At 56.2% G+C, this 25,661-nt stretch carries 27 protein-coding genes; 23 read left to right on the top strand and 4 right to left on the bottom strand.

What is annotated here, in order from left to right:
- From ACI0FG_RS03700 to ACI0FG_RS03690, 3 genes are read left to right on the top strand one after another with little or no spacing between them, the layout of a single operon-like run.
- Entirely contained in the window at nt 1-1,698 is a 1,698-nt protein-coding gene (locus ACI0FG_RS03700; protein ID WP_419787216.1) for a DUF2586 family protein, read from the top strand.
- Entirely contained in the window at nt 1,698-2,126 is a 429-nt protein-coding gene (locus ACI0FG_RS03695; RefSeq protein WP_419787215.1) for a hypothetical protein, read from the top strand. Before ACI0FG_RS03700 ends, ACI0FG_RS03695 begins: the two co-directional genes overlap by 1 nt.
- Nucleotides 2,127-2,159: 33 nt before the next feature.
- Nucleotides 2,160-2,468, top strand: a complete 309-nt coding sequence (locus ACI0FG_RS03690; RefSeq protein WP_419787214.1) for a hypothetical protein — start codon at nt 2,160-2,162, stop codon at nt 2,466-2,468.
- Nucleotides 2,469-2,640: 172 nt separating this feature from the next.
- On the opposite strand, the gene ACI0FG_RS03685 is transcribed toward ACI0FG_RS03690, so the two are convergent.
- Nucleotides 2,641-2,868, bottom strand: coding sequence for a hypothetical protein (locus ACI0FG_RS03685; RefSeq protein WP_419787213.1), 228 nt, complete (start codon nt 2,866-2,868; stop codon nt 2,641-2,643).
- A 15-nt stretch (nt 2,869-2,883) separates the two neighbouring features.
- Complete coding sequence (locus tag ACI0FG_RS03680) at nt 2,884-3,747, bottom strand: STM4504/CBY_0614 family protein (RefSeq protein WP_419787212.1); 864 nt, start codon at nt 3,745-3,747, stop codon at nt 2,884-2,886.
- A 161-nt stretch (nt 3,748-3,908) separates the two neighbouring features.
- On the opposite strand from ACI0FG_RS03680, the gene ACI0FG_RS03675 reads away from it, so the two are divergent.
- Genes ACI0FG_RS03675 through ACI0FG_RS03660 form a run of 4 tightly spaced genes read left to right on the top strand, consistent with a single transcriptional unit; the run spans nt 3,909 to nt 7,972 of the window.
- Nucleotides 3,909-5,942, top strand: a complete 2,034-nt coding sequence (locus ACI0FG_RS03675; RefSeq protein WP_419787211.1) for a phage tail tape measure protein — start codon at nt 3,909-3,911, stop codon at nt 5,940-5,942.
- A complete protein-coding gene (locus ACI0FG_RS03670; protein WP_419787210.1) occupies nt 5,942-6,442 on the top strand; it encodes a hypothetical protein in 501 nt (166 codons plus the stop codon). Before ACI0FG_RS03675 ends, ACI0FG_RS03670 begins: the two co-directional genes overlap by 1 nt.
- On the top strand, nt 6,439-7,230 hold the full coding sequence (locus tag ACI0FG_RS03665; protein ID WP_419787209.1) for a hypothetical protein: 792 nt from the start codon (nt 6,439-6,441) through the stop codon (nt 7,228-7,230). Before ACI0FG_RS03670 ends, ACI0FG_RS03665 begins: the two co-directional genes overlap by 4 nt.
- The gene (locus ACI0FG_RS03660) at nt 7,223-7,972 is read left to right on the top strand and encodes a baseplate assembly protein (protein ID WP_419787208.1); all 750 of its coding nucleotides are present in this window, start codon (nt 7,223-7,225) and stop codon (nt 7,970-7,972) included. Before ACI0FG_RS03665 ends, ACI0FG_RS03660 begins: the two co-directional genes overlap by 8 nt.
- 5 nt (nt 7,973-7,977) lie before the next feature.
- On the opposite strand, the gene ACI0FG_RS03655 is transcribed toward ACI0FG_RS03660, so the two are convergent.
- A complete protein-coding gene (locus ACI0FG_RS03655) occupies nt 7,978-8,433 on the bottom strand; it encodes a hypothetical protein (RefSeq protein WP_419787207.1) in 456 nt (151 codons plus the stop codon).
- A gap of 20 nt (nt 8,434-8,453) precedes the next feature.
- Here ACI0FG_RS03655 and ACI0FG_RS03650 point away from each other — a divergent pair, with 20 nt between their 5' ends.
- Genes ACI0FG_RS03650 through ACI0FG_RS03625 form a run of 6 tightly spaced genes read left to right on the top strand, consistent with a single transcriptional unit; the run spans nt 8,454 to nt 12,910 of the window.
- Nucleotides 8,454-8,888: a baseplate assembly protein gene (locus ACI0FG_RS03650; RefSeq protein ID WP_419787206.1), complete on the top strand. Its 435-nt coding sequence runs from the start codon at nt 8,454-8,456 to the stop codon at nt 8,886-8,888.
- Nucleotides 8,866-10,056, top strand: a complete 1,191-nt coding sequence (locus ACI0FG_RS03645) for a baseplate J/gp47 family protein (protein WP_419787205.1) — start codon at nt 8,866-8,868, stop codon at nt 10,054-10,056. The genes ACI0FG_RS03650 and ACI0FG_RS03645 overlap by 23 nt, the downstream gene beginning before the upstream one ends.
- 3 nt (nt 10,057-10,059) lie before the next feature.
- Complete coding sequence (locus tag ACI0FG_RS03640) at nt 10,060-10,704, top strand: phage tail protein (RefSeq protein ID WP_419787204.1); 645 nt, start codon at nt 10,060-10,062, stop codon at nt 10,702-10,704.
- Nucleotides 10,705-10,714: 10 nt separating this feature from the next.
- A complete protein-coding gene (locus ACI0FG_RS03635; RefSeq protein ID WP_419787203.1) occupies nt 10,715-11,824 on the top strand; it encodes a phage tail protein in 1,110 nt (369 codons plus the stop codon).
- A gap of 10 nt (nt 11,825-11,834) precedes the next feature.
- Nucleotides 11,835-12,548, top strand: coding sequence for a hypothetical protein (locus ACI0FG_RS03630; protein ID WP_419787202.1), 714 nt, complete (start codon nt 11,835-11,837; stop codon nt 12,546-12,548).
- A gap of 2 nt (nt 12,549-12,550) precedes the next feature.
- Nucleotides 12,551-12,910, top strand: coding sequence for a phage tail assembly chaperone (locus ACI0FG_RS03625; protein ID WP_419787201.1), 360 nt, complete (start codon nt 12,551-12,553; stop codon nt 12,908-12,910).
- Between the two features lie 80 nt (nt 12,911-12,990).
- Here ACI0FG_RS03625 and ACI0FG_RS03620 read toward each other — a convergent pair whose 3' ends face one another.
- Nucleotides 12,991-13,377, bottom strand: a complete 387-nt coding sequence (locus ACI0FG_RS03620) for a hypothetical protein (protein WP_419787200.1) — start codon at nt 13,375-13,377, stop codon at nt 12,991-12,993.
- Here ACI0FG_RS03620 and ACI0FG_RS03615 point away from each other — a divergent pair.
- The 10 genes from ACI0FG_RS03615 (at nt 13,376) to ACI0FG_RS03570 (ending at nt 25,403) form a co-directional block, all read left to right on the top strand.
- Nucleotides 13,376-13,810, top strand: a complete 435-nt coding sequence (locus tag ACI0FG_RS03615; protein WP_419787199.1) for a Com family DNA-binding transcriptional regulator — start codon at nt 13,376-13,378, stop codon at nt 13,808-13,810. The two genes, ACI0FG_RS03620 and ACI0FG_RS03615, sit on opposite strands and share 2 nt — an antisense overlap.
- Nucleotides 13,755-14,465: a DNA-methyltransferase gene (locus tag ACI0FG_RS03610; protein ID WP_419787198.1), complete on the top strand. Its 711-nt coding sequence runs from the start codon at nt 13,755-13,757 to the stop codon at nt 14,463-14,465. Before ACI0FG_RS03615 ends, ACI0FG_RS03610 begins: the two co-directional genes overlap by 56 nt.
- A gap of 552 nt (nt 14,466-15,017) precedes the next feature.
- Entirely contained in the window at nt 15,018-15,767 is a 750-nt protein-coding gene (locus ACI0FG_RS03605) for a substrate-binding periplasmic protein (RefSeq protein WP_419787197.1), read from the top strand.
- Nucleotides 15,768-16,286: 519 nt separating this feature from the next.
- Nucleotides 16,287-17,606 carry a radical SAM protein gene (locus tag ACI0FG_RS03600; RefSeq protein ID WP_419787196.1) on the top strand — a complete coding sequence of 440 codons (1,320 nt, stop codon included), beginning with the start codon at nt 16,287-16,289 and terminating at the stop codon, nt 17,604-17,606.
- Nucleotides 17,607-18,004: 398 nt separating this feature from the next.
- Nucleotides 18,005-19,804, top strand: coding sequence for a sigma-54 interaction domain-containing protein (locus ACI0FG_RS03595; protein ID WP_419787195.1), 1,800 nt, complete (start codon nt 18,005-18,007; stop codon nt 19,802-19,804).
- 170 nt (nt 19,805-19,974) lie between these two features.
- The gene (locus tag ACI0FG_RS03590) at nt 19,975-20,325 is read left to right on the top strand and encodes a hypothetical protein (RefSeq protein ID WP_419787194.1); all 351 of its coding nucleotides are present in this window, start codon (nt 19,975-19,977) and stop codon (nt 20,323-20,325) included.
- A 69-nt stretch (nt 20,326-20,394) separates the two neighbouring features.
- Nucleotides 20,395-21,969: a flavocytochrome c gene (locus ACI0FG_RS03585; protein WP_419787193.1), complete on the top strand. Its 1,575-nt coding sequence runs from the start codon at nt 20,395-20,397 to the stop codon at nt 21,967-21,969.
- A 29-nt stretch (nt 21,970-21,998) separates the two neighbouring features.
- Entirely contained in the window at nt 21,999-22,472 is a 474-nt protein-coding gene (locus ACI0FG_RS03580) for a cytochrome c3 family protein (protein ID WP_419787192.1), read from the top strand.
- A gap of 21 nt (nt 22,473-22,493) precedes the next feature.
- Nucleotides 22,494-24,173 carry a cytochrome b/b6 domain-containing protein gene (locus tag ACI0FG_RS03575; protein WP_419787191.1) on the top strand — a complete coding sequence of 560 codons (1,680 nt, stop codon included), beginning with the start codon at nt 22,494-22,496 and terminating at the stop codon, nt 24,171-24,173.
- 138 nt (nt 24,174-24,311) lie between these two features.
- Complete coding sequence (locus ACI0FG_RS03570; RefSeq protein ID WP_419787190.1) at nt 24,312-25,403, top strand: NADH:flavin oxidoreductase; 1,092 nt, start codon at nt 24,312-24,314, stop codon at nt 25,401-25,403.
- The last annotated feature ends 258 nt before the right edge of the window (nt 25,404-25,661 follow it).

Genomic DNA, 25,661 nt, shown 5'->3' with positions numbered 1-25,661 from the left:
ATGAGCAACGATGTAATTGAGTATCTTATCGACGGCACCAGCGGCCTCGCGCCGGGCGACGTGTCCGGTTCCGCCGTTATTGTCGGCGTGTGCTCCAAGAGCACGGTCGGCAAGGCATACCTCCTCGGCAAGCGGAGCGACCTGAGCGAACAGCTCGGCTCCGGCCCCCTCGTGGACCGGCTGCGCGACATCTTCGCCACCGGAGGACAGGAGCCGGTCGTTATCGCCGTGCCGGTCCAGGGCTTGCCCGGCGGCTATATCGGCAACGTCAAACACACCGGAACCGGCCCGGAAGCAACCACCAGCGGCGTGGCCGGGGCCAATGCGGACGCCGTTGTCCAGATCGTGGTGGCCGGTCAGCTCGGCACCGCCACGTACAAGCTCTCTCTGGACGGCGGAAAAACGTGGGAAAACGCCACGGCCACCCCGGCCAATGGGCAGATCACCCTCGGCGCATCCGGCGCGGTTCTCACGCTGGCCGAGGGGGCGCACGTCAAGGACGACGCCTATGCCGTCACCGTGCGCGGACCCATAGGCCCGGTTTCCCAGATCGGCGAAGGCCCTGCGGTCTCCGTTACCGGCACGGTCAAGGCCGCTGCCGAAGTGGTTCTGCTCGTCTCCGGCGCTGGTGGCCGCAATGTCGGCACTTACCAGCTCTCCGAGGACGGCGGCGACAACTGGGGTTCCATCCGCACCATCCCGATTGACGGGCTGATTCCGGTTTCCTCAACTGGCGTGACCATCACTGTGCCGGACGAAGATTTGACCCTCGGCACGGAATACCATTGCCGCCTCAATGCGCCGGTCCCGTCCATCTCGGCGGTCATGGCCGCGCTTGAGACGCCGCTCGCCCTGTACGATCCTGAGTTTGTCTACATCGTAGGCCCCAGCGATTCCGTAGACTGGGCCGCCTGCGGGACAAGGATGGATGAACTTTGGAACCTGCACCGTCCCACCTACGTCAAGACCGAGTTCCGGCTGCCCTACGACGGCGAGGACCTGAATGACTGGGTAGCGGCCTTCAAAACCGAACGGGCCAAGTATTCCCACCGGTTCGTGCAATCCATCCTCGCGTTCGGCGAGGTCTCAGACTCCACCGGCCTGCGCAAGCTCCGCAACTGGGGCGGCCTGCAATGCGGGCGCGTCCTGTCCATCCCCGTGCACCGCGCCACCGGCAGGGTCAAGGACGGCCCAATAAGTCAGGCTACCTTGCCCGAAGGCTGGGTAGAGAACGACATCCATGAGGCCCTGGAAAGCGCCGGAGCCGTGTCGGCCAAGACGTATGCCGGACTTACCGGCGTATATTGGGGCGACTCCAAAACCTTGGCCGAACCCACCAGCGATTACCAGTACGAGGAAATCCTCCGGGTGGTCTTCAAGGCCGTCCGCCTCGCACGCATCGCGGCCCTCAAGAGCATGTACGACGAAGCGGGCGACCCGACGCAGGAGGCCAACGCCTCCGGCCTCGCCTATCTCCAGGGCAACATTGAACTCGCCCTGGATACCATGACCAAGGCCACGCCCAAGGAATTGATTGCCTACGTCGTCGCCATCCCGCCCGGCCAAGATATCGTCAATAACGGCGTGGCCGTGGAGCAGACGCTGATCGGCGTGCCCATCATCCGCAAGATCAAGCTTTTCTCCAACTTCACCTATGCCGGGTCCAACTTCGATCCGCGCCTGAAGGAGGCTGCGTAATGTCCGTAAACGGCAATCTCTACGACTGGGAAAGCGTTGAGGTGCAACTGCCCAACGGTGTGGCCGTCGGCATCACCAATATCAGCTATTCCGACGAACGCGGCATCGAGCCGCGCTACGGCAAGGGTAGCGTCCCGCGCGGTTATGGCCGCAAAAACTATAAAGCCTCCGGCTCCATTGAGCTGGACCGCGACGAAGCCGAGGCCTTGCGGAATGCGCTTGGCGGCTCGGTATACAACAGCAAGCCGTTCCAGATCGTGGTCAGCTACGGTAATGACGATATGCCCACGGTCACCGACACGCTCCCGGCGGTCAAGATCACTAAAAACGATACCAGCTCCGGGCAAGAAGACGACAACGCCGGTGCCCTCAAACATGACCTGACCCTTCTGGCCCCCATCAAGTGGGGCGGCACTCCGGCTCTGTAAACCGGGACACCCAACATGAGAAAAGAGGATAGCATGGCAGAGAATGAACCCATCAAGGCAACGGAATTCGTGGAGCTGAATCATGAGTTTTTCGACCGCTTCAAAGACAAGGACGTGAGTTTCAAATTCCACTTCAAGCGCCCCTCCACCCCCCAGGTGCAGCGCGTGCAGAAAACCGTCCTGAAGAATGCCGGGCAGGCCTTCAAGAATCTGATCATGGAAACCATCCAGCCTGAGGAAAAAGCCCAGCTCAAGGAAGCACTGGAAGACTATTCGGGTCTTGCCTCCACCTTCGGCGGGGCGCTCATGTCCTCCTGCGGTTTTGGTGACTTGGGAAACTGATCCGGCGCAACCTGCAACAGTTGGACGGGGACGGAATGACTCAATACGCCGTGCTGATTAAGCACTGGCTCCATGAGTTGCCGTCCCCGTCTGTCGAGGTCTTTGCCCGGCAGGCTGCGCAAGCCATGTGGTTGGAGAAACGGTACAGAAGGAAAAATGATAATGCCTTGGTCTAGGACGATTCCCTTTTTAAGGCTTGGGACAGTTTTTCTTCCTCAGCCTTTTTAGCATCAACTTTTTTTATTTTTTGCTGATTAAGCTCCTCAATCTTCTTCTCTAATTTATGGAGTGTATCCTTGTATCGGCGAGCCTCTTTTTCCTTGCTTAGTATTTGTCTATCAAGTGATTCAATGTCACGGGTGTACCTTTTAATCATCGCCTCATGTTGCTTAGAGCTCATGTTGTCTCCTTTGGGTTATAAGTTTTGCTCAGACTTAACCAAAAAAACTATCGTCGAAGCCGTCAGGTGCAAGGCGTAAGCGGCAATGTGATCCGGGACATCAACCAGTTCCGCGCCTTGCCCATGTCCTCCCATCTTATTCCTTACCGTTGGCACGCCACCCTCTAGGGTGGACCGCAAACCATTCATGTAGCTTTGCCAGAACCCAGGGATAAGTCCGTTCTCAAAACAAATGGCAATGAGTTTTTTGGCCGTATCGTTTTTGCAGTACTCCCATCCCCGCTTGTCGCAAATGACTTTCATTGTGCTTTCGAAGGATTTGAGCGCGTCGACTAAAGCCTCTTGGTGACGTCCATTACGAAAATGCTCGTGGGCAGAAAGAAACTCTTCCTGTGGACCGGAGTAGGCTTTGCCCGAAAGGATTGAGAGAGCCGGTATAACAGCTTGTTGATGTATATATTGACTGTCTATTCGGACGATTTGCCCACTCTCAAACTGATACCCGAACCCATTCTCAAGGCATCGTTTGTTAAATTCATCTACCAATTCCTGATCTGCATAGAGTAGGCTGAGTTCAAAAACAGACAAAGAGACTTCGATGTCGTTATGCGAAAAAACGAAATCAAACAAAATATTTTGATATAGAATGAATGAGTTAAATCTATTATAGCTAAAATCTACGCCAATAGTACTTGCAGAAAAACCCAACTCACGCACTAGTCGTTTTAAAATATTCCACGCAAGGCTCTCTCGTCCGCGAAATATATCACCAAGAATGTACACTAATTGATTTTCTAATCGCTCGGGAATCTCTTCATACTGATAGAAATCAGAGAATTCTCCACGGGCCAGCATTTGTCGCCGCTTGTATAATTCCATTTTGCCCCACTTGTTACAGGCGTACACAAAGCGATTGGAGGTACATATACCGAGCCGCGAATGTCCCGGTCAAGCGGTGACTTTTTCAAGCACCCTTCGCACAGCCTCCTGAATGAAAATCTCCATGCGCCTATCCTGGCCGCATGGAGATTTTCAGCGTCATGGCATCCATGTCCCTCGTGGACATGATCACCGCTCCCTTGAGGAAGATTGCGGGGCAGATACACGCCACCGACAGCGCCGCCGCTTCCCTGAGTTCCGGTGCGCTGCGATTGGCCAAGTCTCTGCTGCCCGTCGCCCTGGCCGCCGGAGTTGTCCTCGCCGCCCTTACGCCGTGCATTTCCACGGCGGCGGACTTTGAAGCAGCCATGTCCAATGTGGGCGCGGTCTCCCGCGCCACCCCCGGCGAAATGCGCGAGCTGTCCGATGCGGCCCGCGAGCTGGGGGCCACCACGGCATGGTCCGCCATGCAGGTGGCCGAGGGCGAGAAGTACCTCGCCATGGCCGGATTCTCGGTAGCGGAGAACGTGGCCGCGTTGCCTGCCGTGCTGAACATGGCAAGCGCCGGGGCCACCGATCTTGGCCGAGCCGCCGACATTTCCTCTGACATCCTTTCCGCGTTCAACCTTCAGGCCGCGCAAATGCCGCGTGTCGCCGACACGCTGACCGCCGCGTTTACTTCGTCGAACACCTCCCTGGAGCTGCTGGGCGAGACTATGAAATATGTCGCGCCAGTAGCCGAAAAGGCTGGCGTGTCTCTGGAAGAAACCGCCGCCATGGCCGGACTGCTCGGCAACGTGGGCATCAAAGGCTCGCAGGCGGGTACAGCGCTCCGCGCTATGCTGAATGGCCTTGCGGCTCCGTCATCCGAGGCGGCTAAGTCTATGGCGGCTCTCGGCATTGTCACCGAGGATGCAACGGGCAATCTGCGCAGCCCCATTGCCATTCTCGCCGACATGGCAAAGGCTACCGAGAATATGGGCAGCGCCCAGAAAATGGCCTTCACAAAGGTTGTTTTCGGCACGGAAGCCATGAGCGGAGCACTGGCCCTGTTTGACAAGGCGGGGGCGGGCGGCATCACGGATTATGCAAAGCAGCTCACAACAGCCGGAACTGCCGCCGAAATAGCCGCCCGGCAGAATGACAATCTGGCCGGTGACAACAAAGCCCTCGGCAGCGCCTTCGAATCCCTGCAAATCACCATCGGCTCACTTTTTCTGCCTGCTATGCGCGGGGTGGCCCAAGCCGCCACATGGGTGGTTCGTGGTCTGGACATGATAGCTGCCAGCCCCGTTGGCAAGTTTCTACTCTCCGCCGTCGCCGTCCTGTCGGTCACGGTTATAGCCGTTACGCTTATGTCCGGTGCGGTGTGGGCCGGTACCGCTGCATGGGCCGCACTCAATGCCGTCCTCTTCGCCAATCCTATCGGTCTCATTGTCCTGGCCGTGGTAGGCCTCATCGCCGGTCTTGTCGCTCTATACAACAAGTGTGACACGGCGCGGGAGATCATGGACGATTTTGCTGCCGGGGCCATGCTGATATGGGAAGGGATCAAATCCGCAGCATCAGCCGTCAGCGACTTTTTTTCCATCCTCTCCGGCGTCGGCATCATGGGCGTGATCGCCTACTACTTCACCGACATTTACAACGCCGCAGGTAAATTGTGGGAAGGCCTCAAATCCCTGTTCGACTTTGACCTGACCGAATCGGGCCGCAAGCTCTTCATGACGCTGGCGGACGGCATCAAGTCGGTCATTACCATGCCGTATGATTTGGTTAAATCCGGCTTGCAGAAGGTCCGCCAGCTCCTGCCGTTTTCCGATGCCAAGGAAGGCCCGCTTTCGGCCCTGACGCTCTCCGGCACCAAGATTATGGACACCCTTGGCTCCGGCATTCGTGCCGCAGCTCCACAATTGCACGCCACCGCATCCGGCGCACTCGCAGGCGTGGCCGTGGCAGCCAACCTCGCGGCCACCACGCCCCCGCCGACCTCTATTGAGGGACCGGCCCCGGTCCCGGCGTTCGCCCCAGCGCCGGACCGGGCCACGGTTCGCCGGTCGGGCAACACCATCACCATCCAACATCTCTCCGTGACCCTGCCCGGCGTGCAGGACGCGGAAGGATTCATGGCCGCGTTGCAGCAGCTCGTGGCCCAGCATGACGGCTCCGGCGCGGAACAGGAGGGCGAAGCCTGATGGACGGCCTGTTGACCTTTTCCCATGGCGAGGTGCGGCTCGGCTCCAAACTGGTGCCGGGCATCCTCAAGAGCCTGAACGTGCGCGGTAGCGTCCTCTTTGATGAGGCGGAACGCGACGGCCTGTCCGGCAAGACCAAGACGCCCAAGGGCTGGGACGATTCCGTCATTACATTGGTGGTGGAGCTGCTGACCGACGACACGACCTGTTATGACAAGCTGGCCCAAGTAAACGCCTTGTTCCGGGGGCATGACAACGGCGCGAACCCCCGTGTGCTGGACGTGGCGAACGCCCACGTCACGGCGCGCGGCGTTGAGCGCGTGGTCTTCGCCGGGCTGGATTCTTCGGAGTCGGATCGGGATGATGTGATCTTGACCAACCTGAAATTTACCGAACACCGGCCCCCCATCATCCGGGCTGAAAAACGAATTTCCAGGACCGCCACCGCTACCTCGACCGAACCCGGCCTTGCCGCCAACATAGGGGAGCGGTCCCGATGATTGCCGGAATCCGCTTGCATGTGGAGGTCGGCTCCACCATCATTCAGCGCTGTCCCCGGCTCGAAATCGTTTCGGCCCGGCATTGCCCCCTGGATATCGCCCGTATCGACGTGCCCGACCCGTCCGGCGACGTGGCGGACGCCTTTGCCTACGGCGATGTCGTGCGCATCGAGTACGGCTATCGCGGCGGGGAGTCCGCCGTATGGACAGGAACTCTGCAAGGTACGGAGCGCGTCAACCGCGACCAGCTCCGCCTGCTGGCGGACAGTGCCGCGCTGCCGCTGGTCAGCACCTATGTAACCGAGTGCTACGCGGACGAATCAAGCGCCGCCATAGCTCGCCACCTTATCCGGCGAACCGGACTTCCACTGGGCCGCATCGCAATCCCCGCCGAAACCATTTCCCGCTTCCCAGTCTCAACACTTCCGGTGTGGCAGGCCGTGGCGCAATTGCTCCACACCCTGTCCCGCGCCTTTGGGCACGACATGGCGTCGTCCGCGCTTTGGCTCGGTTCCGCAGGCGTTAATATCGGTGATTTTGACGAACCCGGCGACGTGCCGATCATCGCCACCGGCGAGAACCTGATCCGCCATCTGCCAGCCGACAGAAACAGCGGCCTGCATCAGTTGGAAACCGCATTGCTGCCCGGCCTGAGTCATTCCCGGCGTTTTGACTTGGAGGACACCCGCCTCGGCCTCACGGCGGCGCACCGCGCCCTCAAGGTCCGGCACGAAATCAATGAGGAGCGGGTACGGACGTTTCTGAACTACGGGAGGGAGCGTGGTTAATTCTTCCGAGCTGAAGGCGCTCCTGAAACGCGTTGTGGAGATCGTCATGCCCAACCTCCGCGCCTATTACCGCGTGGTGCGCAAGGCCAAGATCGTCGCCACCTATCCGGCTGAGGATGGCCGCTACTGGGCGGACGTACAGCCGCTCCGCAACGATGAATCCGTGGACGAAAACGAGCCGGTCATTCCCCGCGTGGAAATCCCCATCATGTGGGCCGGGCCGGATCGCGGCGTGGTTTGCCCGCCGCTGGTCGGCTCCCTCTGCGACCTCGAATACTACGACGGCGACCCGGACTTTCCGCGCATCTCGAATTTCCGCTGGACCGGCAACGGCGCACCCGCCTGCGAGGTTGGGGCCTACGTGATCCACCACAGCGACGGCACGTACATCAAGATCGACGCGGCCAAGAACATCCTGGAAATCACCCCAGCCAACGCCACCACCCGGATCGGCACCGACAAGACCGTGGAAGTGGGCGGCAACAAGACCGAAACCATCGGCAACGTCTGGACCATCAAGGCCCCGCTCATCATCCAGGAAGGCAACGTCCAATCCTCCGGCCCCGGCGGAACGGTCGGCACAGTGAGTTGCAAGGCCCACACCGCCCAGGAGGGCAGCCTGCAAATGGCTGGCCCCATCGTCTGCACCCGCCTCACGGTGCTGGAAGACGCGGAGATCGGCGGCAACCTGGACACCGCCGGGAACAGCCACGCCGGAAGCCGGAGCGGAGGGACGATATGAAGACATTACTGCAATACGGGCAATATCTTAATCAAAATCCATGTAGAGATTATGCCCAGTATGAATCCAATCCCATTAACGAGGCTTTTCTCTATAACTTCTTTAAGTATTCGAACAATCCAACATGGACGGTTCAAATAGTCACTCCCGTCTGCTGTAATGATGACATCTGGAATAACTTGTCCGTAGTACGGACTGTCCGTTTTAATAAAGCCGCGTTCCTCAAGATACTTAATTGTTGCCATCAATTCTTTGGGTGGACTCGGCAATTTTTCAAATTTGCCGTTAAGAATCGCTTCACAATCTATCAAACCACAACCACGGGGAGCATAATCCGTATCATGGATTTTTTGTGCCGGATAAAATTCATTATAAACAGTTATAAGCCTTTTCCACTCAAGTGGATAATGAGAGGCGGCTTCGCATTCTCGAAGAATTATCATTTGAAGTTTACGATTCAAAACATGCTCCTCTATTAGCTATGACAAACATCTTCGGCCAAGACATAGCCCTTGACGGCGACATGCAGGCCCGCGTTGCGGCCAACGGCGAGCTGGTGCTCACGGACGGCACGGACACGGGCGTACAGGACATTGTCCTTCGCCTGGATACGTACCTTGCTTCCCTGTTTTATGACAAGGGCTTTGGCTCACTCCTGCGCGACTGGGTCTACGCCGAGAACACCGAGGAGGCGCGGATAGGCTTTGCGGCCGAGGTCAAACGGCGGCTGAACGAGGACCCGCGCGTCCAGCCCGGCACCGTCTCCAGCTCGGTCACGCACTGGGATGAAAAATCCATTCAGGCCGAGGCCTCTTTCGCTTTCATCGGCACCGACCACGAGCAAAACCTCGTCATTACGGTGGACAAGTCAAAAAAGGAAATGGTGATCAAGGATGCCAACCCCGCAGTTATCTAAGACGCTCGACGACGTGCGTTCCATGGTCTTCGGCCATGTGGAGGACGTTATGGAGGAATATGCGGCCAAGGGGTGGCTGCCCCGTCGCCTGAACCTCAATAAAGGCGTGGTGCGCGGCCTGTTGGAAATCTTCTGCTGGGGCCTCTATCAGCTGTACCAGCTCCTCGCCGCCGTGTTCGTGCAGGCCGCACCCAAGACGGCCACGGACGAGGAGTGGATGGAGTGGCACGCCGAACAGGTGGAAGCGCCGCGCAAGCAGGCCACAAAATCCAAGGGCGGCGTCCGGTTCGCCCGTGTTTCCACCTCCGGTAATGTACCGATCCCCAAGGGCAAAATTGTCCGCACCGAACCGGACGGAGCCGGGCTTATTTACCGCTACGTTACCACTGAGGACGCGGTTATCCAAAACGGCATGAACGAGGTGACGGTGCCGGTGGAAGCCGAGGAATACGGCGCGGCCTCGAACGCGTCGGCGGGACAGATCACCGAAATGGTCACGACCATTCCCGGCGTGGATGCCATTTCCAACACCGCAGACTGGCTCACTTCCGAAGGGGCCGACATCGAGACGCTGGAAAAGCTGCAAGAGCGCTATGTCCTGCGCTGGATGGGCAATAACGGCATGACCAAATACGCCTACGCCTCGTGGGCGCTTTCCGTCACCGGCACCGTGGCCGTCAAGGTGCTGGACCAGCACCCGCGCGGCCAAGGCACGGTGGACGTTATCGTCAAGGGCGCGGCAGGCATCCCCACCGATGCGTTGCTGGGCAAGGTGCGCGAGGCCGTGGCCTGCGGCGCAAAGCCCGACGACGTGCAGGCCGGTCCGCCGATCAATGACGACTGGCAGGCGCGTGGCCCGCAGGCCGTGCCCCTCGCCATTGAGGGCGTGCTGACGCTCAAGCCCGGCACCCATGCCGATACCGCGCTGGCCGAGGCCGCCCAACGTATCCGCGCCCTGTTCACCGATCCCACCACGGTCACGGGCATAGACCCGCTCCAGATCGGCGAGGACGTGCCGCTTGACCGGCTCACCGCCGCCGTCATGGGCGCGGCGGGCGTCAAGAAAGTTGTCTGGGCCTCGTCCCTTGCCGATACCGTCGTGGCGGCGGACGCCCTCGCCACGCTGGAAAGCCTGACCCTGACGGCATCCGAAGCCAGCGAGGAATAAGCCATGGGCGTCTTCAAGGACTACTTTTTCAAGACCCTGCACTGGCCGCTCATCTTCCGGCCCGGCCCGCTCGCCGCGCTGGTGGAGGGGCTGGCACGCGCCATGGACGAAGTGCGGCAAGATATCATTTGGCTCCGCAACCAATTCAACCCCTGGACCTGCGAGCCGGAAATGATCCCGTTGCACGCCGCCAGCCGGGGCCTTGTCCAATACGCCTCGGAGACGGACAAACAGTACCGGGAGCGCTGTATCCGCGCCTTTGCATGGCAGCGCCTTGGCGGCGGTCAGCTCGGTATGCCTCAAATCCTCGCCCACACCGGCTACCCCGGCACAGAAATGCTCAACGTGCGGCACGAAGACCCGGAGCGCTGGGCCGAATTCAAGCCCAAGGTCCCGGTGCCGGAATCCGGCCTAGCGGCAAAGGACTTTACCCGTATCGCCTGGACCGCGAACGAAACCAAACCAGCCCGGTCAAAGCTGGCAGGCATTCAGGCGGCCAGTTCGGTCTCCGCGAGCGTCAGCGCTGGCGGCATCACCTTTTCGACAATCCGCGTCCGGCTGACCCCGGAGCGCACAACGGCAATACGCATCGACGGCGCGGTGCACGGTGGCGGCTACACGCACACCGTCGCCCGCGTCCGCGCATAAGGAGGAACGCATGTCTTTGATTCTCACGAAAGCCGGGCTGAACGCCTACGCCCAGTCCGAAACGGACGGCGTCAAGCTACAGGCTACGCACATGGCCATCGGCGACGGCGGCGGCGAAGCGGTGGCACACACGGACAAATCAGAGGCGCTCGTCAATGAGACGTGGCGCGGGGAATTGCAGGAGATCAAGCTCACCGCATCCGGCGAGGTGGAATTCATCGGCCACGTCCCCATCACCATCGGAGGTTGGTACATTCGCGAAATCGCCATTTACGCGGACGACACGCTCCTGGCCCTGAGCAGCCACCCCGAAACATGGAAACCCGCCCCGGAGGCCCCGGATAAGGTGGAGCTGGTCATCACCGCCCCGGTCAAGTTCGCCAACGCCGACAACATCAGCATGACCGTGGACACCACCAAGGTCCTCGCCAGCCAGGAACATGTGGCGGAGAAAATCGAAGAGCACAACACCAGCGAAGCAGCCCACGCGAACATGCTCGCCGGGTATGCGCCCAAAGGGCACGTCCACGCAATCTCGGATGTTTCGGGACTCGCTGTTGAACTGACGAGGAAAGCTCCCAATGATCACACGCACACCACCACCGAAACCGACTACTTGTCCGCGTCGGCCTTTAGTGTGGCCTCCTCCGCATCGGTTACATCGGGGCTACTGGAAACACCGAACAACGGCATGGTGTATCAGGTCGTGGATATGCCCATCAATGCCGACAGCCAGTTTCATATCAGCTACCCCATGCCCGAAGGCTGGGATCGCGGCACCATCAAAGCCAAGGTTCTGTGGCTGCCCTATGACGGCGAGGCCGAGGGGAATGAGCTGACCCTGTTGCTCGCCGCCGGAGCCGTATCGCCGGGCGATTCGCTTGACGTCGCCATGGGGGCGGCGGTGACGTTGTCGGACGCGGTGATTGGGAACGGTCTGCTGCACGTATCCGACGCCAGCGCGGCCATGACGGTGGGCGGTACTCCCGAATTGGGCGACCTGCTCCATTTCGTACTGACCCGCGACGTGGACGGCGGCACCACGAACATGACCGGCGTGGCGGCGATCATCGGTCTCCTGATTCAATACACTTGCAAACAGACCACGGCGGTGTGGTAGGGGGGCGATTATGAGTAGAATGGCTATGGGCAACGGCGGCATAGAAAAGTCGCGAGACTTCCATATCTATGGAGCCGGAGATTACGAGATTGACGTGTCCAAGTACAAGACCATGGAGATCATGGCCTTCGGCGGCGCTGGAGGTAACGGCGCGGATACGAGTGGCGACGGCACCAATCGCGGCCAGACCGGCGGCTACGGCGCACGCTGGTGGGGATTGATTGATATCTCCGACCGCCAATCGCTCTCGCTGTCCGTTGGTGCCGGTGGCATTGGAGCCGTCTCCACCAGCACCCACGGGCAGGATGGCGAGCCGACGGTTATCGACGACTATCTGACATGCAACGGCGGGACCGGCGGTCTGTCGGGAGCTTACACCAATTACATGCAGCCGACCGTGCAGCCCGGCTCGGTTGTCATGGGGAGTATCGCCCCTTCGCTGGCGGATAACATCGCCGTGGACTGGATTGAGTCGAACACCTGGACCGGCGGAGCGCTGGAGAAATATCCGGTCGACCTCGTCACAGACTGTGACCAGCCGGAAGGTGAGGATAATAGCCTGTATGGTTCCTATTCCTCAAACGTCACGACGGGTGAATCCTTCCCGGCAACGCTCTGCACGGATTATAAATACGGCTGGCAGTATGGCACGTATTACTGTGAAGGGTGGTCCTATGGACTGGACGGCACGGACGGTGCCGTTCTCATCAAATTTGGAGTGTAAAAATGCTTGGATATGTCAATAATTATCGCGTGGTGAAGGTGTACGAGACCGATGGGGATATCCCCGAAATGCTGAGAAACCTTTGCGTGGATGTGGACGGCATCGAGGTCGGGATGTGGATGCACCCCGACGGCACGGCAGATTATGAGGTCGAACCTCGGGCGGTGCAGCCGAAGGTCCTTGAAATCAGGGACCGGCAGGTGTGGAAGGCCAATGCCGCGCTGAATAGCGCCGACACGGATGAAGCGACCAAAGCCACCCTTGAAGAGTACAAAACGGCGTTGGCTGACATTGAAAGCCTGGAGGGCTTCCCTGTCGAGTTCGTCTGGCCGGAAGTCCCCGTGATATTGGCTGACGCGTAACCGGCGGCGGCTCTGATCACCGATCTTTGACAATCGAATAGGCGCAGAAAAGACAAGGCCCGCCGGAACTATCCGGCGGGCTATAGGAACAGTGCTTTTGCTGCTGTTTTTACCCCGAACATAAAGAACCCGGCGGACAGGACCGTCATTAACACAGATAACAGGCGGAATAATTCAACAAAAAAATCCAGCTGACCGTGCTTTATGAAATTGATCCTGATGTAATCTAAATAGCTCAACAAAAAGAAAAGAATAAGGCCATATATGGAGACGGAAGCCCCTCGTCCAAAAGTTTTAATCGCTGGAGCTAAGGAGGCCAACTCGGAAGGCCTTCCCCCTGAAGTCAAAGCGGTAACAATGGCGGTTGCGGCTCCGCCATTCAATACCGCTGACAAGGCAAGAGTCGCCCTTCCGAAATTGAGCATCCGTTCATGAGCTTTATCCGAATTCGACTCTGGGCTGTTCATGCATTGCCTCGGGTTTAGAGATTCACAAGAGGAACAGGCGGGGGTGCAGACCACCCCCACCGTCCCGGCGCAGACACGCCGGAACACGGCCCCACGGACGGCGGCAACCGTTCGCAGAGATAACCCGCTGCTCCATTCCCCTGATCAGGGTGGCAAGAGGTTACAGGGGGCAAGTCTAGTGTCAATCAAAATGAGAAAAACGGAAATTCGTTGCGGCCATTGCAATCGCCTGCTCGGCATAGGGCAGGCGGTAGACCTTCAAATCAAGTGTCCCCGTTGCGGGACAATCAACCACCTGATAGCCACGAGCTTCAACACAGAAAGCCCACGAGCCTCAACCGGAGAGTTAAGTGAGGATTCAAATAGGAAACGCTACCATGTGTCGGGGCGAAGCTCTGGCGTGCCTGAAGACATTGGAAGAAAACACGGTTGACGCGGTATTGACCGATCCGCCGTATTCAAGCGGCGGCTTGACCGTCGGGCAGCGCCAGCAAGCACCATCGAAAAAGTACCAAAGCTCGGACGCTCAAAAAAAGTTTGCCGACTTCCCCGGCGACAACCGGGACCAGCGCTCGTTCACGACATGGGCCACACTCTGGCTTACGGAAGCATACCGAGTCACCAAGCCCGGCGGCGTCTGCATGATGTTCACGGACTGGCGGCAGCTCCCGGCCATGACCGACGCCCTCCAGGCCGGTGGCTGGCTCTGGCGCAACATCGTCGTATGGGACAAACCCACGGCCCGGCCTTCCATGGGTGAATTCAAACGCCAGTGCGAGTTCATTCTCGTCGGCAGCAAGGGCAAATTAACCCCGGCCACGGAACGCTGCCTCCCCGGCGTCTACCGCCGCTCCATAGTCGCCAGCTCCAAACGTCGCCACCTGACCGAAAAGCCGGTCCCGCTGCTGCATGACCTCCTCCAGATCACCCCGGAGGGCGGCACAATCCTCGACCCCTTCGCAGGCTCCGCCGCCACGGCCCAGGCCTGTATCGAAACAGACCGCCAATTCATCGGCATTGAACTCTCGAATGACTACTTCGAGATAGCCTGCGACCGCCTCAAGTCCCTCGCAAACTGGACGATCTAATCCAACCCACCAACGCGCACGCGTAGCACCCCCCGTGCCAAACAAAAAATCGGCCACGCAAGTTTTCGCAACTTACATGGCCGATTTTCTCAAGTTATGTGTCAGCTTACAGGCACCCTGTCGGAAGCGGCGGACACATAGCGGACATATTCCCAAAAGTGCCCCTCAGACACGAAAAAATGGTTCCAAGTACTCACTTGAAACCCTTAACTTTCTTGTGGTGGAGCTGGAGGGAATCGAACCCACGACCTCTTGAATGCCATTCAAGGTCATCGTTTGTTGTTATTTTGAATAGCTATCGTTTTAAGCACGGAACATATTTCCGGACAATATTGCAAGGTTACAGCATCTAGCTTTTGGGAGGATTAATATTGGGGTCCACATTATAGTTCGCAACCTAGACATCATCTACTTTTTTGATTTATCATGCTTTAATTAGTACTTCCCATGTTTTTTTGAACAGTCGATCATATTGAATTGTTAGCGGAAACGGGTGATGACAGCACTTGCTCAATGGCATTTGCGATTCGTCACGATGAGAAGGAGGAAGACATGAGTATTAAGTGCTTGAGCATGGTCATTCTGATGCTCCTTCCTCTTAATTTCGTTCATTATGTTTCGGATGTATGCGCTCAGGAAAATCAGATTGTCATTGCAGGGGACATGGAAAAGGAAGGCGGATATCTTGCCGAAATAACAGATACGGCTTTCAGGAGGGCCGGTTACGATCCTGAATTCGTCTTCGTACCTTGGGCCAGGGCTCTTTTAGGAACGATTGAAACTGAATACGACGTTCTGCTTGCGGCATATCGTACAGAGGAACGGGAAGAGGTATTACTATACTCTAATCCGATTGGAACAACCGACGTCATTCTACTAAAACTCAAAACAAGAAACATACATTTCAGTAGCATAGAAGATTTGAGACCGCACAGAATAGGACACATAAAAGGATCAAAGGTCAACAAGGAATTCGACGAGGCTGAAAAAAAATATCTTAAGATAGATTATGTCAAGGACGCTAAGTATAATTTGAAAAAACTTCTCGCAGGTAGAATAGATCTCGCTGTCGAAAAAAAAGAACGCGTAGAACAGCTACTGAAAACCTCTTTCCGCGATTATGCCGACCACTTTGAATTCATCACCCCTCCTCTCCAGAAAAACTTTTTTTACAATTGCATCTCAAAAAGACACGAGCACAGCTATCAGATCATAGCCGATTTCAACAGGGGATTGCGCATGATCCAGGAAGACGGAACATTGGATGGAATACTGGAGCGACACGGCGCTCCCTCAAAATGACCTCCATGCACGTCTGTTCCCACCAAAACACACTCATTTACAAAGCGGCGGGCATCATTGCCAGGGCGATACTGAAACGGGAAATCCGTCGAGAACAGCAACCGATCTTTACCCACAATACTGTCGACAAGTCCCAGATAGAACAAAATCTTCAGTTTCCGCTTTCCGCATATCACCTGCTGTGACAGTTCAAAAAAACAATTCAAATTTCTCTCCCGTCCCGCTTCAGCGCGCACATCGTTTCAATTTTCATTTTTTATCCTCCTTGCGTGGGTATGCTTACCTTTTGGTAAGTAAGCAACTATAAAGTGTGTACTTGACCCAAGAGAAGCATAGATTATTTTTGAGCCAATGAACATTGGCAATATGAAACTCAAGAACCGTATCATCCGCGCTTCAACGTCCATGAAAATGTAGACGATAACGACAGCTCGAATCAGGAGCTGCCGAACGTCTAAGAGGAAATCGCAAAGGACGGCTCTTCCCTGATCGTTACCGGAATGGCCTACGCCATGAAGCATGGTTCAGCTCTTCCATACCGCCGTCGGGCATGGCTCATGGACAAGGATGGCCAGTTACCAAACATGTTCCATAACGAGCAGCTTTCCGCCCATTACAACACTGTTCCTTACCCTAAGGAGGATCTCCATGGAACTCTCGAACATATATAATGATCAATGTCCGTCTAAGACGGACGACAACGAGTACAAAGGCTTTGAACAGGGGCCGATCCGACCGCCGAGCGAAGCCGGAAGCCTGCTTCTGCGTATCACCCGTAATTGTCCTTGGAACCAATGCACTTTCTGCGGGCTATACAAGGGCCAGAAATTCTCCTTGCGCCCGGTGGACCATATCCTGCGCGATATCGATCTGGTGCATCAAAACGTGGAAAAGCTTTTAGACCTTGAGAAGCTCTATGGGCGCATGCTTTTGAGCCATTTTCATGCCTTGGAGAATGATCCTGGCTTTGACCCCCAAGCGATGTACGCTGCCTACAATTTCATCAATAACGGCATGCACTCCATCTTCATGCAGGACGGCAACAGCTTCATTCTCAAACCGGATGATCTTGTCCTGATTCTGAAACATATCCGTGAATGCTTCCCGGATGTGGATCGCATCACGACCTATGCCCGTTCCAAATCTGTGGCAAAGGTCAGCGACGAAGACATGATACGGATTAGTGAAGCAGGTCTCAATCGCGTCCACATCGGCATGGAATCCGGATCGGACAAAGTCCTCAAGGCGGTCAAAAAGGGTGTGGACAAAACCACTCAGATCGCGGCAGGACAAAAGGTCAAACGTGCCGGCATGGAATTATCCGAATACTGGATGCTAGGGCTGGGTGGTCGCTCCCTGTCACGGGAGAACGCTGTTGAGACAGCAGACGCCTTGAACCAGATAAATCCGGACTTCATCAGACTGCGCACTCTGGGCCTGCCGGACAGCGCCCCCCTCGCGGCACAATATGCGGCTGGCGAATTCGACAAGATGGGCGAAGTTGAGACAACGCAAGAACTCCTGCTCATGCTGGATTCATTGGCTGAAATCGACGCCACTGTGCGCAACGACCATGTCCTCAATCTCTTCCGGGAAGTTGATGGAAAAATCACTGAAGACAGAGAAGTCATGACTAAACCAGTAAGGGCCTTTCTCGACCTGCCGCCAGAGGAACAGATGCTCTTCTCCATTGGCCGTCGCACTCATTGCTTTTCACGTTTTTCGGACCTGAACGATCCCGAAAAACGGGGCTACGCAAAACAACGATGTCGTGAACTCGGTGTGTCTTTGGAGAACTGGGACCACGTTGTGGATCAAATATTAAAACAATTCATCTAAGCTTCCGTACTTACTCTAAATCTACCGGAAGGTATGTATTAAACTTATAGTAGGCCCTTGTTTGAATAAATGGCCTATTCTGAAGAAAATATCGCAAACCTGTCCGAGTATGTTCGGGCAAACATCCCAGGGGTTGAACCAATTGTTCAGAAGGCCACCTATTTTATGATGTTGAACTGCCGTGGACTGGGTTTGAGAACTGAAGAACTTAGAAGCTCAACTATGCTCTTTTTGCCCATGTCCTCGACCGGCTTTTAAAAACGCCCAGAAGCACCGTTCAGTGTTCCACAAAGTGGCCCTACTTCTCATTCCCTTGACCAATCCCTGTTGTCCGCAAGACCCACTTGAGCTACCACCTGTAACTTTACACTTTGCACGTTACACTTTACACAAAAAGAATGAGTGAACCTACCGATACTCGCGGCATCAGTCTCGCTGGCCTCTTTCTGCGACTGGATACCATTCAATGTAAGGACCTGCACAGGATAGTCAGCACCGCGCTTGAGACGCTTCTGGAATTGACGCAGGCTTCTCAGGTTTCCCTGATGGCCGAACTGGAAAAGGAAACCTTTCCTGTCCTTGCTATATTCAATTCATCCGATCCCAAACCGGATTTCTTTCTCTCGGAGTTTTCCTTCGAGGATTTACCCGCATCAGCTGAAATCGATTTCATTTGCGAACATACCGATGCGAACTGCCACCTGAAATGCGGAATCATCGACGCACAGAATCCCGAAGCTGAACCGTTGGTCCAGTTGTTCATGCAGCGATTGGCCGGGGCCGTCGCATATTACGGCATCCAACAGGAAATGCAGCGTAATACCAACGAAATAAATCGGTTACGTTTAAACATGGAGTATTCGTTCAACAGCATTCCGAATGCCATCGCCACGCTTGACGACGACATGCGCATACTGTCTGCCAACGAGGCGTTTTTGGCCCTGTATGGTGGCATTCTCATGGATTACAAAGGGAAAACTCTTAAAGAGTGCTTTGGCGAAGCGTCGCGCCCTTATGAAAGTGTGATCAGGCAGACGTTGGAGATCGGCAGGACCACCTCACTTTTCCAGATTACCACCCGCAATCCGGATGGTAGGGAGTGCAGGTTGGAGTTGAATGCGGCTCCCCTGCGGACCGGTGACTACAGCTTTGGCGGCGCGGTTCTCATCATCAAAGACATAACCCGCCTCGCCGTGCTGGAGCAACAGTTGCAGGATCGGAAGTTGCTCACCAACATGATGGGCAAAAGTGAGGCCTTAAAACATATCGCCAGCTTGGTGCAAAGCCTCTCCGACCTTGAAACCACGGTGCTGATCACCGGCGAATCCGGGACCGGCAAGGAGCTGGTTGCCGACGCCCTGCACTACAACGGCAACCGGGCAGACAAGCGCATCGTCAAAGTCAACTGCGCCGCCCTGTCCGAATCACTTTTGGAAAGCGAACTGTTCGGTCATATAAAGGGTGCATTTACCGGTGCGACTCAGGCTTCCGAAGGACGCGTGGCAGCAGCCGAAGGAGGCACCCTGTTTCTCGACGAAGTGGGAGATCTACCGCTTTCCATCCAGCTCAAGCTTCTCCGTTTCCTGGAATACAAAAAATACGAACAGGTCGGCAGTTCCCGCTCGAGAAAAGCTAATGTCCGCGTAGTCACAGCGACCAACGCGGACCTCTTGCAGAAGATTCAGGACGGTTCATTCAGAAAGGACCTGTATTACAGGCTCAACGTTTTCCAGATCGAACTCCCCCCCCTCAGGAAACGCAAAGGGGACATCCCGCTCCTGGTTGAGCATTTTGTCACAATGTTCAACAACGAACTTGCCCGCTCCATCAAATCCATTTCCCCGGAGCTCATGGACACCCTTGTTCGCTACGATTGGCCAGGCAATGTCCGCGAACTCAGGCATTGCATAGAATACGCAACCATCCTTTGCCGGGATGAAATGCTCACACCCGCGCACCTGCCACAAGCCTTCAAGGACAACTTCTCAAACCCTTGCCAGCAGCTTTCCGAAACACCTCAAAAAGCACAATCCTCCCCAGCACATCCCGCCACTCCATCAAAATCACACACATTTGATGCGGACGTTGTTCGGGCCGCATTGGAACAAGCCAGCGGGAAAAAAGCCAAAGCGGCACGCATACTCGGCATCAGCCGCCCGACTTTGTACCGCTGGATGAAACGTGCCGGGATATATTGAGCAAAAGTGTAACAAACACGTTACACATTGTGTAATACTGTAAACATTGCTACACATTTCACAGACGTTACATATTTTACAACTTCACAATAAAACTAAATATTTTGGACATATATGACATTCTTCAACATTGGCACACTACCTGCTTTACGCGGCTAGGAGCGTACGCCATGCCTCTTAGTAAGTGTAAAATGCTGAACCCCGACCAGTATCATGCCCTGGTGGAAGAAACTCCCGGGCTGCTGGTTATCGGCTACTTGTCAAACGACCTGATCTCAGGCGGCCAGATGCGAATCCTTTCGGATTTCGCACAGGCTGTCGCAAAACGCGTTACGTGCGCGGTGCTGAACCCCGCGTACAGTTCGTACTTCGAAAAAGAGATGAAGCTAGATGGAAGCCCCACCTTCCTCCTCTTCTTTGCCGGAGTTGAACAACAACGCTTCCTCGGGGCGGCTGACTATGAAGACCTTCGGGAGTTGGTGAGCGGTCCGGCCGGAGATGTGAACATTGGATGCGCCTGAGGCGCTTCAAGAGATATCCGGCAACATCGTTGGAGGTTAGTGTGTTATTTTTTAAAGGAGAGTGTGAATATGTCTAACTCGAGGAATGAAAAGCTCAAGGCAGCAGCGATGTCTCGTCGCCAACTGCTCTTGAACGGGGGTGCCATGGCAGCGGGGGCTGTACTCTTCGGCGCCGGTGGAAGCCTTGCAAGCGAAAAGGCACCCACGGTCCGTTCGGAGCTGCCCACCACCAAATGGGACGCAGAATTCGACGTTCTGGTTATCGGCAGCGGCTTTGCCGCCCTGTCCGCAGCCATTGAAGCCCGTCGCAAGGGCCTCGACGTCATGGTCGTGGAAAAAATGCGCGTGCTCGGCGGCAACTCCTGCATCAACGGCGGCCTTTTTGCCGTGGCAGGTAGCGAACTTCAGAAAAAAGAAGGCGTCAGAGACAGCATCGACTACATGGTAAACGACATGTTGAAAGCCGGTCGCGGCATCAACCATGTCGAACTCACCAAGACCATCGCAGAAGGCTCCATCGACGCATATAATTTCGTTATCCAGTGTGGCGCAGTGTTCAAGCCCAAGCTCTCCTGGCTGGGCGGTCACTCTGTGGCCCGCACCTATCTCACCCACAACGCTTCCGGTTCCGGTATTGTCCGTCCGCTCGTGAAAACCGCCCGCGCGGAAGGCGTGTTTCTCCGCACAGGTTGCAAGATGCTCGACTTCATCGTCAACGACGATCACCGCATCGTGGGTATCCGCGCCCGTGACGGCTACCGCTTCCCGGACGAGGAAAGCGGACAGGTCTGTAATTTCCGCGCACGCCGCGGCGTTGTCCTCGCCACCGGCGGTTTTAGCCAAGACGCCAAATTCCGCGCTTCGCAGGACCCCCGTCTGGCAGGCAAGATCGACTCCACCAACCAGCTGGGCGCAACCGGCGAAGCCATGCGCGCGGCCTTCCGCGCGGGTGCCATTCCGGTCCAGATATCCCTTATCCAGCTCGGCCCGTGGGCCTCTCCCGACGAAAAGGGCTTCGGTGTTGCCTCCATGTTCAACATCCAGTCAGGCTTCCGCTACGGCGTCATGGTCGACCGTTCCACAGGCAAGCGTTTTGTCAACGAACTGGCCGACCGCAAGACCCGCGCCGATGCCATGCTGAAAAAAGTCGACGCCAACGGCACCCCGGATTACCCGATCATCGTCGTCGACAGCAAGGGCGCAGAAGCGTGCCCCACGCTGGACCGCTGCCTCAAGTACAAGGTCGTCAACAGCTTCGAAAAACTGGAACAGCTGGAAAACTTCTACAACATTCCCTCGGGCGGCCTGAAAAAGACCGTCGACGACTACAACAAATACGTCGCGGATAAGAACGATCCCGAGTTCGGTAAACCGCTGAGCACGGCCATCCCCATAGCCAAAGCCCCCTTCTACGCCGTACGCGGATGGCCCAAGGTCCATCACTGCATGGGCGGCGTTCAGATCGATGTCAACACCCATGTCCTCCACTCCCAGACATTCAAGCCCATTGACGGGCTGTATGCCGCAGGAGAGGTCACCGGCGGTCCCCACGGGGCCAGCCGCCTCGGCAGTTGCGCCATCACCGACTGCCTTGTCATGGGTCGCATTGCCGGCAAGAGCGTCGCCGACAACGAACCGGTCTAATCGCATCTAACATACCGAAGGGTTTTACCATGAAAACGAAAGTTTCCATCGTCTCCGGGGCGATTCTTATGCTGTTTGTCCTCGGTGTCTTCCTTGCGCCGAACGTTCTGCGCGCGCAGGAAGAAGTTGAAAAAAAGCCGACTGTTGCCGACCTGACTCTGAAGGAGCACAAAGTCCGTCAAATCACCATCGACCTGATCGACAACAAGGTGTTCGGCAAGGTCCCTGTGAAGAGCTTCCACAAGAAAGTGCACCAGAACGGCACCAACTGCGAGCTCTGCCACGGTGTGAAAGAGCCGACCGCTGCTCCCGACACCCGCAACTGCGCCAACTGCCACGGCACCCCCGAGGACGTTGCCAAGCGCACCGTCAAACTTGAACCCAACCCCCACAACTCTCCCCACTGGGGTACGGAACTCCCCTGTGACGCCTGCCACAAGGAACATGGCAAATCTGAATTCTACTGCAAAAACTGCCACCACTTCGATTACCAGGTTCCCTAAAGAGATCAGGAGGAAAACCGTATGTTTACCAAACAGGCCATTGCATGCCTGGTCATACTGCTCGCCTTGCTGACGGCGGGAGGGGCCATGGCGGCAGACGAAGCGGCCAGGCAAGAGGAGCACTTCTACTCCCAGGCCAACCGCATGCGTCACGAGGCTCTCACACAAAACGAGACGTGTTTCACCTGCCACGGCAAACGTGAAATCACCTCTCAATGGAAAACGGACAGAGGGCGCACTCTGCAACTCTACGTCGACCCGGTCGACTACCGCAACTCGGTCCACAGCGGTCAGAGCTGCCAGAGCTGCCACGAAGGCGCAGGCCCGAACGCCTTTGCCAGCGCACCCCACAAGTTCAAAAACAAGCAGCCAGCGGACTGTCTGACCTGTCACAAAGATTACTTCAAGGACATCGCCGAGCAGACCAAGCGCAGCTACCACACCAAAGCCATTGTCGAAAAAGGCAAGCCGTTCCCGTGTTCGTCCTGCCACAATGCCCACTCGTTCCGCCTTCCGGAGCGAACCAAGGACATTCCCGACTCCATTGCGCAGTCCAATGAGCGCTGTTTCCGGTGCCACAACGACCTGCGCGGCTATCAGGCCCTGACCGACAAGAAGCTGCTCGATCAGAACATGGCTCACTGGTTCCTGCCGCACAAGGAAAAGCACTTTGCCGCCGTGCGTTGCGTGGACTGCCATGCAGACAATAATGGAACCGACGTCCATGTGATCATGCAAACAAAGGACACGCCTATCGACTGCGAGTACTGCCACTCCCGGTCCTCCGCCATGACCACCAAGCTGAACACCTACCGCAACGAGCAAAAGGCGTTCTCCATGGTCAACAAGGGGCTGTTCGACGACAAGGAACTGGTCGCCAAGAACACCGAGTTGATCGCGGCCAGCAAAGGTCAGGCTGATTCCGTGCTCGGCTTCATGAATGCCGATTTGCTCGACAGCAAGTACGTCACGGGGATCACCCAGACCCCGGAGCTGAATGCCGTATTCTGGCAGTTGCTGGCTGCCATCCTGCTGGTCATCGTCGTCCATTCCGTATTGCGGATATCCGGCACCAAGGCCATTGCCCATGGCGGCACCGTGGTGACCATGTTCCCGTTGCTCGTCAGAGTCTGGCACTGGATCAACGCGGCCTTGTTCCTCGTCCTGATCGTCTCCGGATTCTCCATGCACTTCGGTGTGGGCATGGGCTTTGAGGCGGCACAGTCCACCCACGCCACCCTCGCCATCGGGCTGGCGGGCATGTGGATGCTGTTTGTCCTCTACCTCATCCTGTCCGGCCAGATAATGCAGTACCTGCCGCGTGCCGATTTCATCTCGGCCACGTTCAAGCAGCTGCGCTATTACATGTTCGGCATGTACAAGGGTGAAGAGAACCCGGCAGGCCATGATCCCAGGAAGCGCTTGAATCCGCTGCAGCAGGCTTCGTATGTAGGCGTCCTGTTCATCCTGTTCCCGGCCCTGGTGGTGTCAGGTGTCTACCTGTTTATCCCGGACCTGATCCCGGCTAAGATCATGGGCATGGAAGGTGAACGCTTTGTCTCGCTGGCCCACACGGCTTCGGCCTTCCTGATGGTCGTCTTCCTTGTGGTCCACCTTTACCTCTGCACGACGGGCGAAAGCGTCTTTGCGCTGGTCCGCAGCATGATCACGGGCAAGATGAAAAGCGACAAAGAAAAATAAACTGTTGTCACACAGTTTAACAATAGCCACTCCCTACTAGACGGGGACCTCCTACCCGTCACCTCAGAAAGCACCAAGGGGCCGGACAACGCTGTCCGGCCCCGGCTTTCCACTCAAATCACATCACCCGGTATCGCAATGAAAACACTTTTCGAAACCTGCAATATAGGCCCGATGACATTGAAAAACCGTCTGGTCCGCAGCGCGACATGGGAAAACATGACCACCGAAGACGGCCACATGACAGATCGCCTGTATACCATCTATGAGGAGTTGGCCAAAAACGAAATAGGCATGATCATCACCGGGTACGCCAACATTGTCGCCGAAGAGCAACCCAACCCCGGCATGATGGGGATATACGATGATTCGTTTATCGGCGAATATGCACTCCTGACAGGCAGGGTCCACAAACATGATTCCAAAATAATTTTGCAAATCGCCTATGGTGGAACCAAGACCAGCTACAATGTCGGCGACAGGACTATCTTCGCCCCGAGCGATGTTCCCGAAAGAAGCACCGGCACACGCGGCACCCCCATGACCAAGGCGGATATCGATTATATCGTCAAGGCGTTTGCGGCTGCGGGCAAAAGAGCGAAAACAGCCGGTTTCGACGGCGTGGAAATCCACGCTGCCCACACCTATCTCATCAACCAATTCCTCAGCCCATACTACAACCGGCGCGACGACGAATACGGCGGTTGCCTGGAAAACCGCATGCGTTTCCTCATCAAGATATATGAAGCAATGCGCGAACAGACGGAAAACGACTTCCCCATCCTCGTCAAACTGACAGCCAGCGAGTTCTTCGAGGGGGGCCAGACCTTCGACGAAACACGAACCATCTGTAAGAAACTGGAAAAATTGGGCGTTGACGGACTGGAGATCTCCGGCAACATCCACGGAAAAGCCAAATCAATGGCCGGGCGCATATTCGATGGCTACGAGCTCAAGAAGCAGGGCTACTTCGCCGAGTTCGGCAACATCATCAGTCAGGACGTCGACACCCCTGTCATCACCGTAGGAGGGCTCTCTGACCCGGCCCATATCGAAACCATGCTCAATGAAACGAATATTGAACTGTATGGCCTGTCCAGGCCGCTCCTTGCTGAACCGAACCTTTTCAAGCGTTGGAAAGATGGCGATCGAACACCGGCCAAATGCGTTCACTGCTCGAAATGCCGGACGGATGAGGGGAACTACTGCACTCTTTTCTCCCGAGCATAACAGCCCAATTCCAGAGCTTCCTGACTCATGGTCAGCACATCGGCTAAACTAAACCATCTGGAATTATTAGCTGCCCATTCCATCATGGCAAAGTCAAAAACAACAAGTAATAATCCCCAAATAATGTATTTTACCTTGGTATACCAAGTGGATACCAGGATACGTTTTTTTGTGCTGGCATACAAAAAATGACAAAATAGGTTCAATTATTTCAAGACTTATTTTCCAGACATTTTCTTCCTAATCAGTAGATCGTCG

It is taken from the genome of Pseudodesulfovibrio sp. 7M6, from assembly GCF_050058625.1.
Taxonomy (GTDB): Bacteria; Desulfobacterota; Desulfovibrionia; order Desulfovibrionales; family Desulfovibrionaceae; genus Pseudodesulfovibrio; species Pseudodesulfovibrio salinus.
The sequence above is the reverse complement of the archived record's forward strand: the minus strand, read 5'-3'. Positions and strand labels throughout refer to the sequence as shown.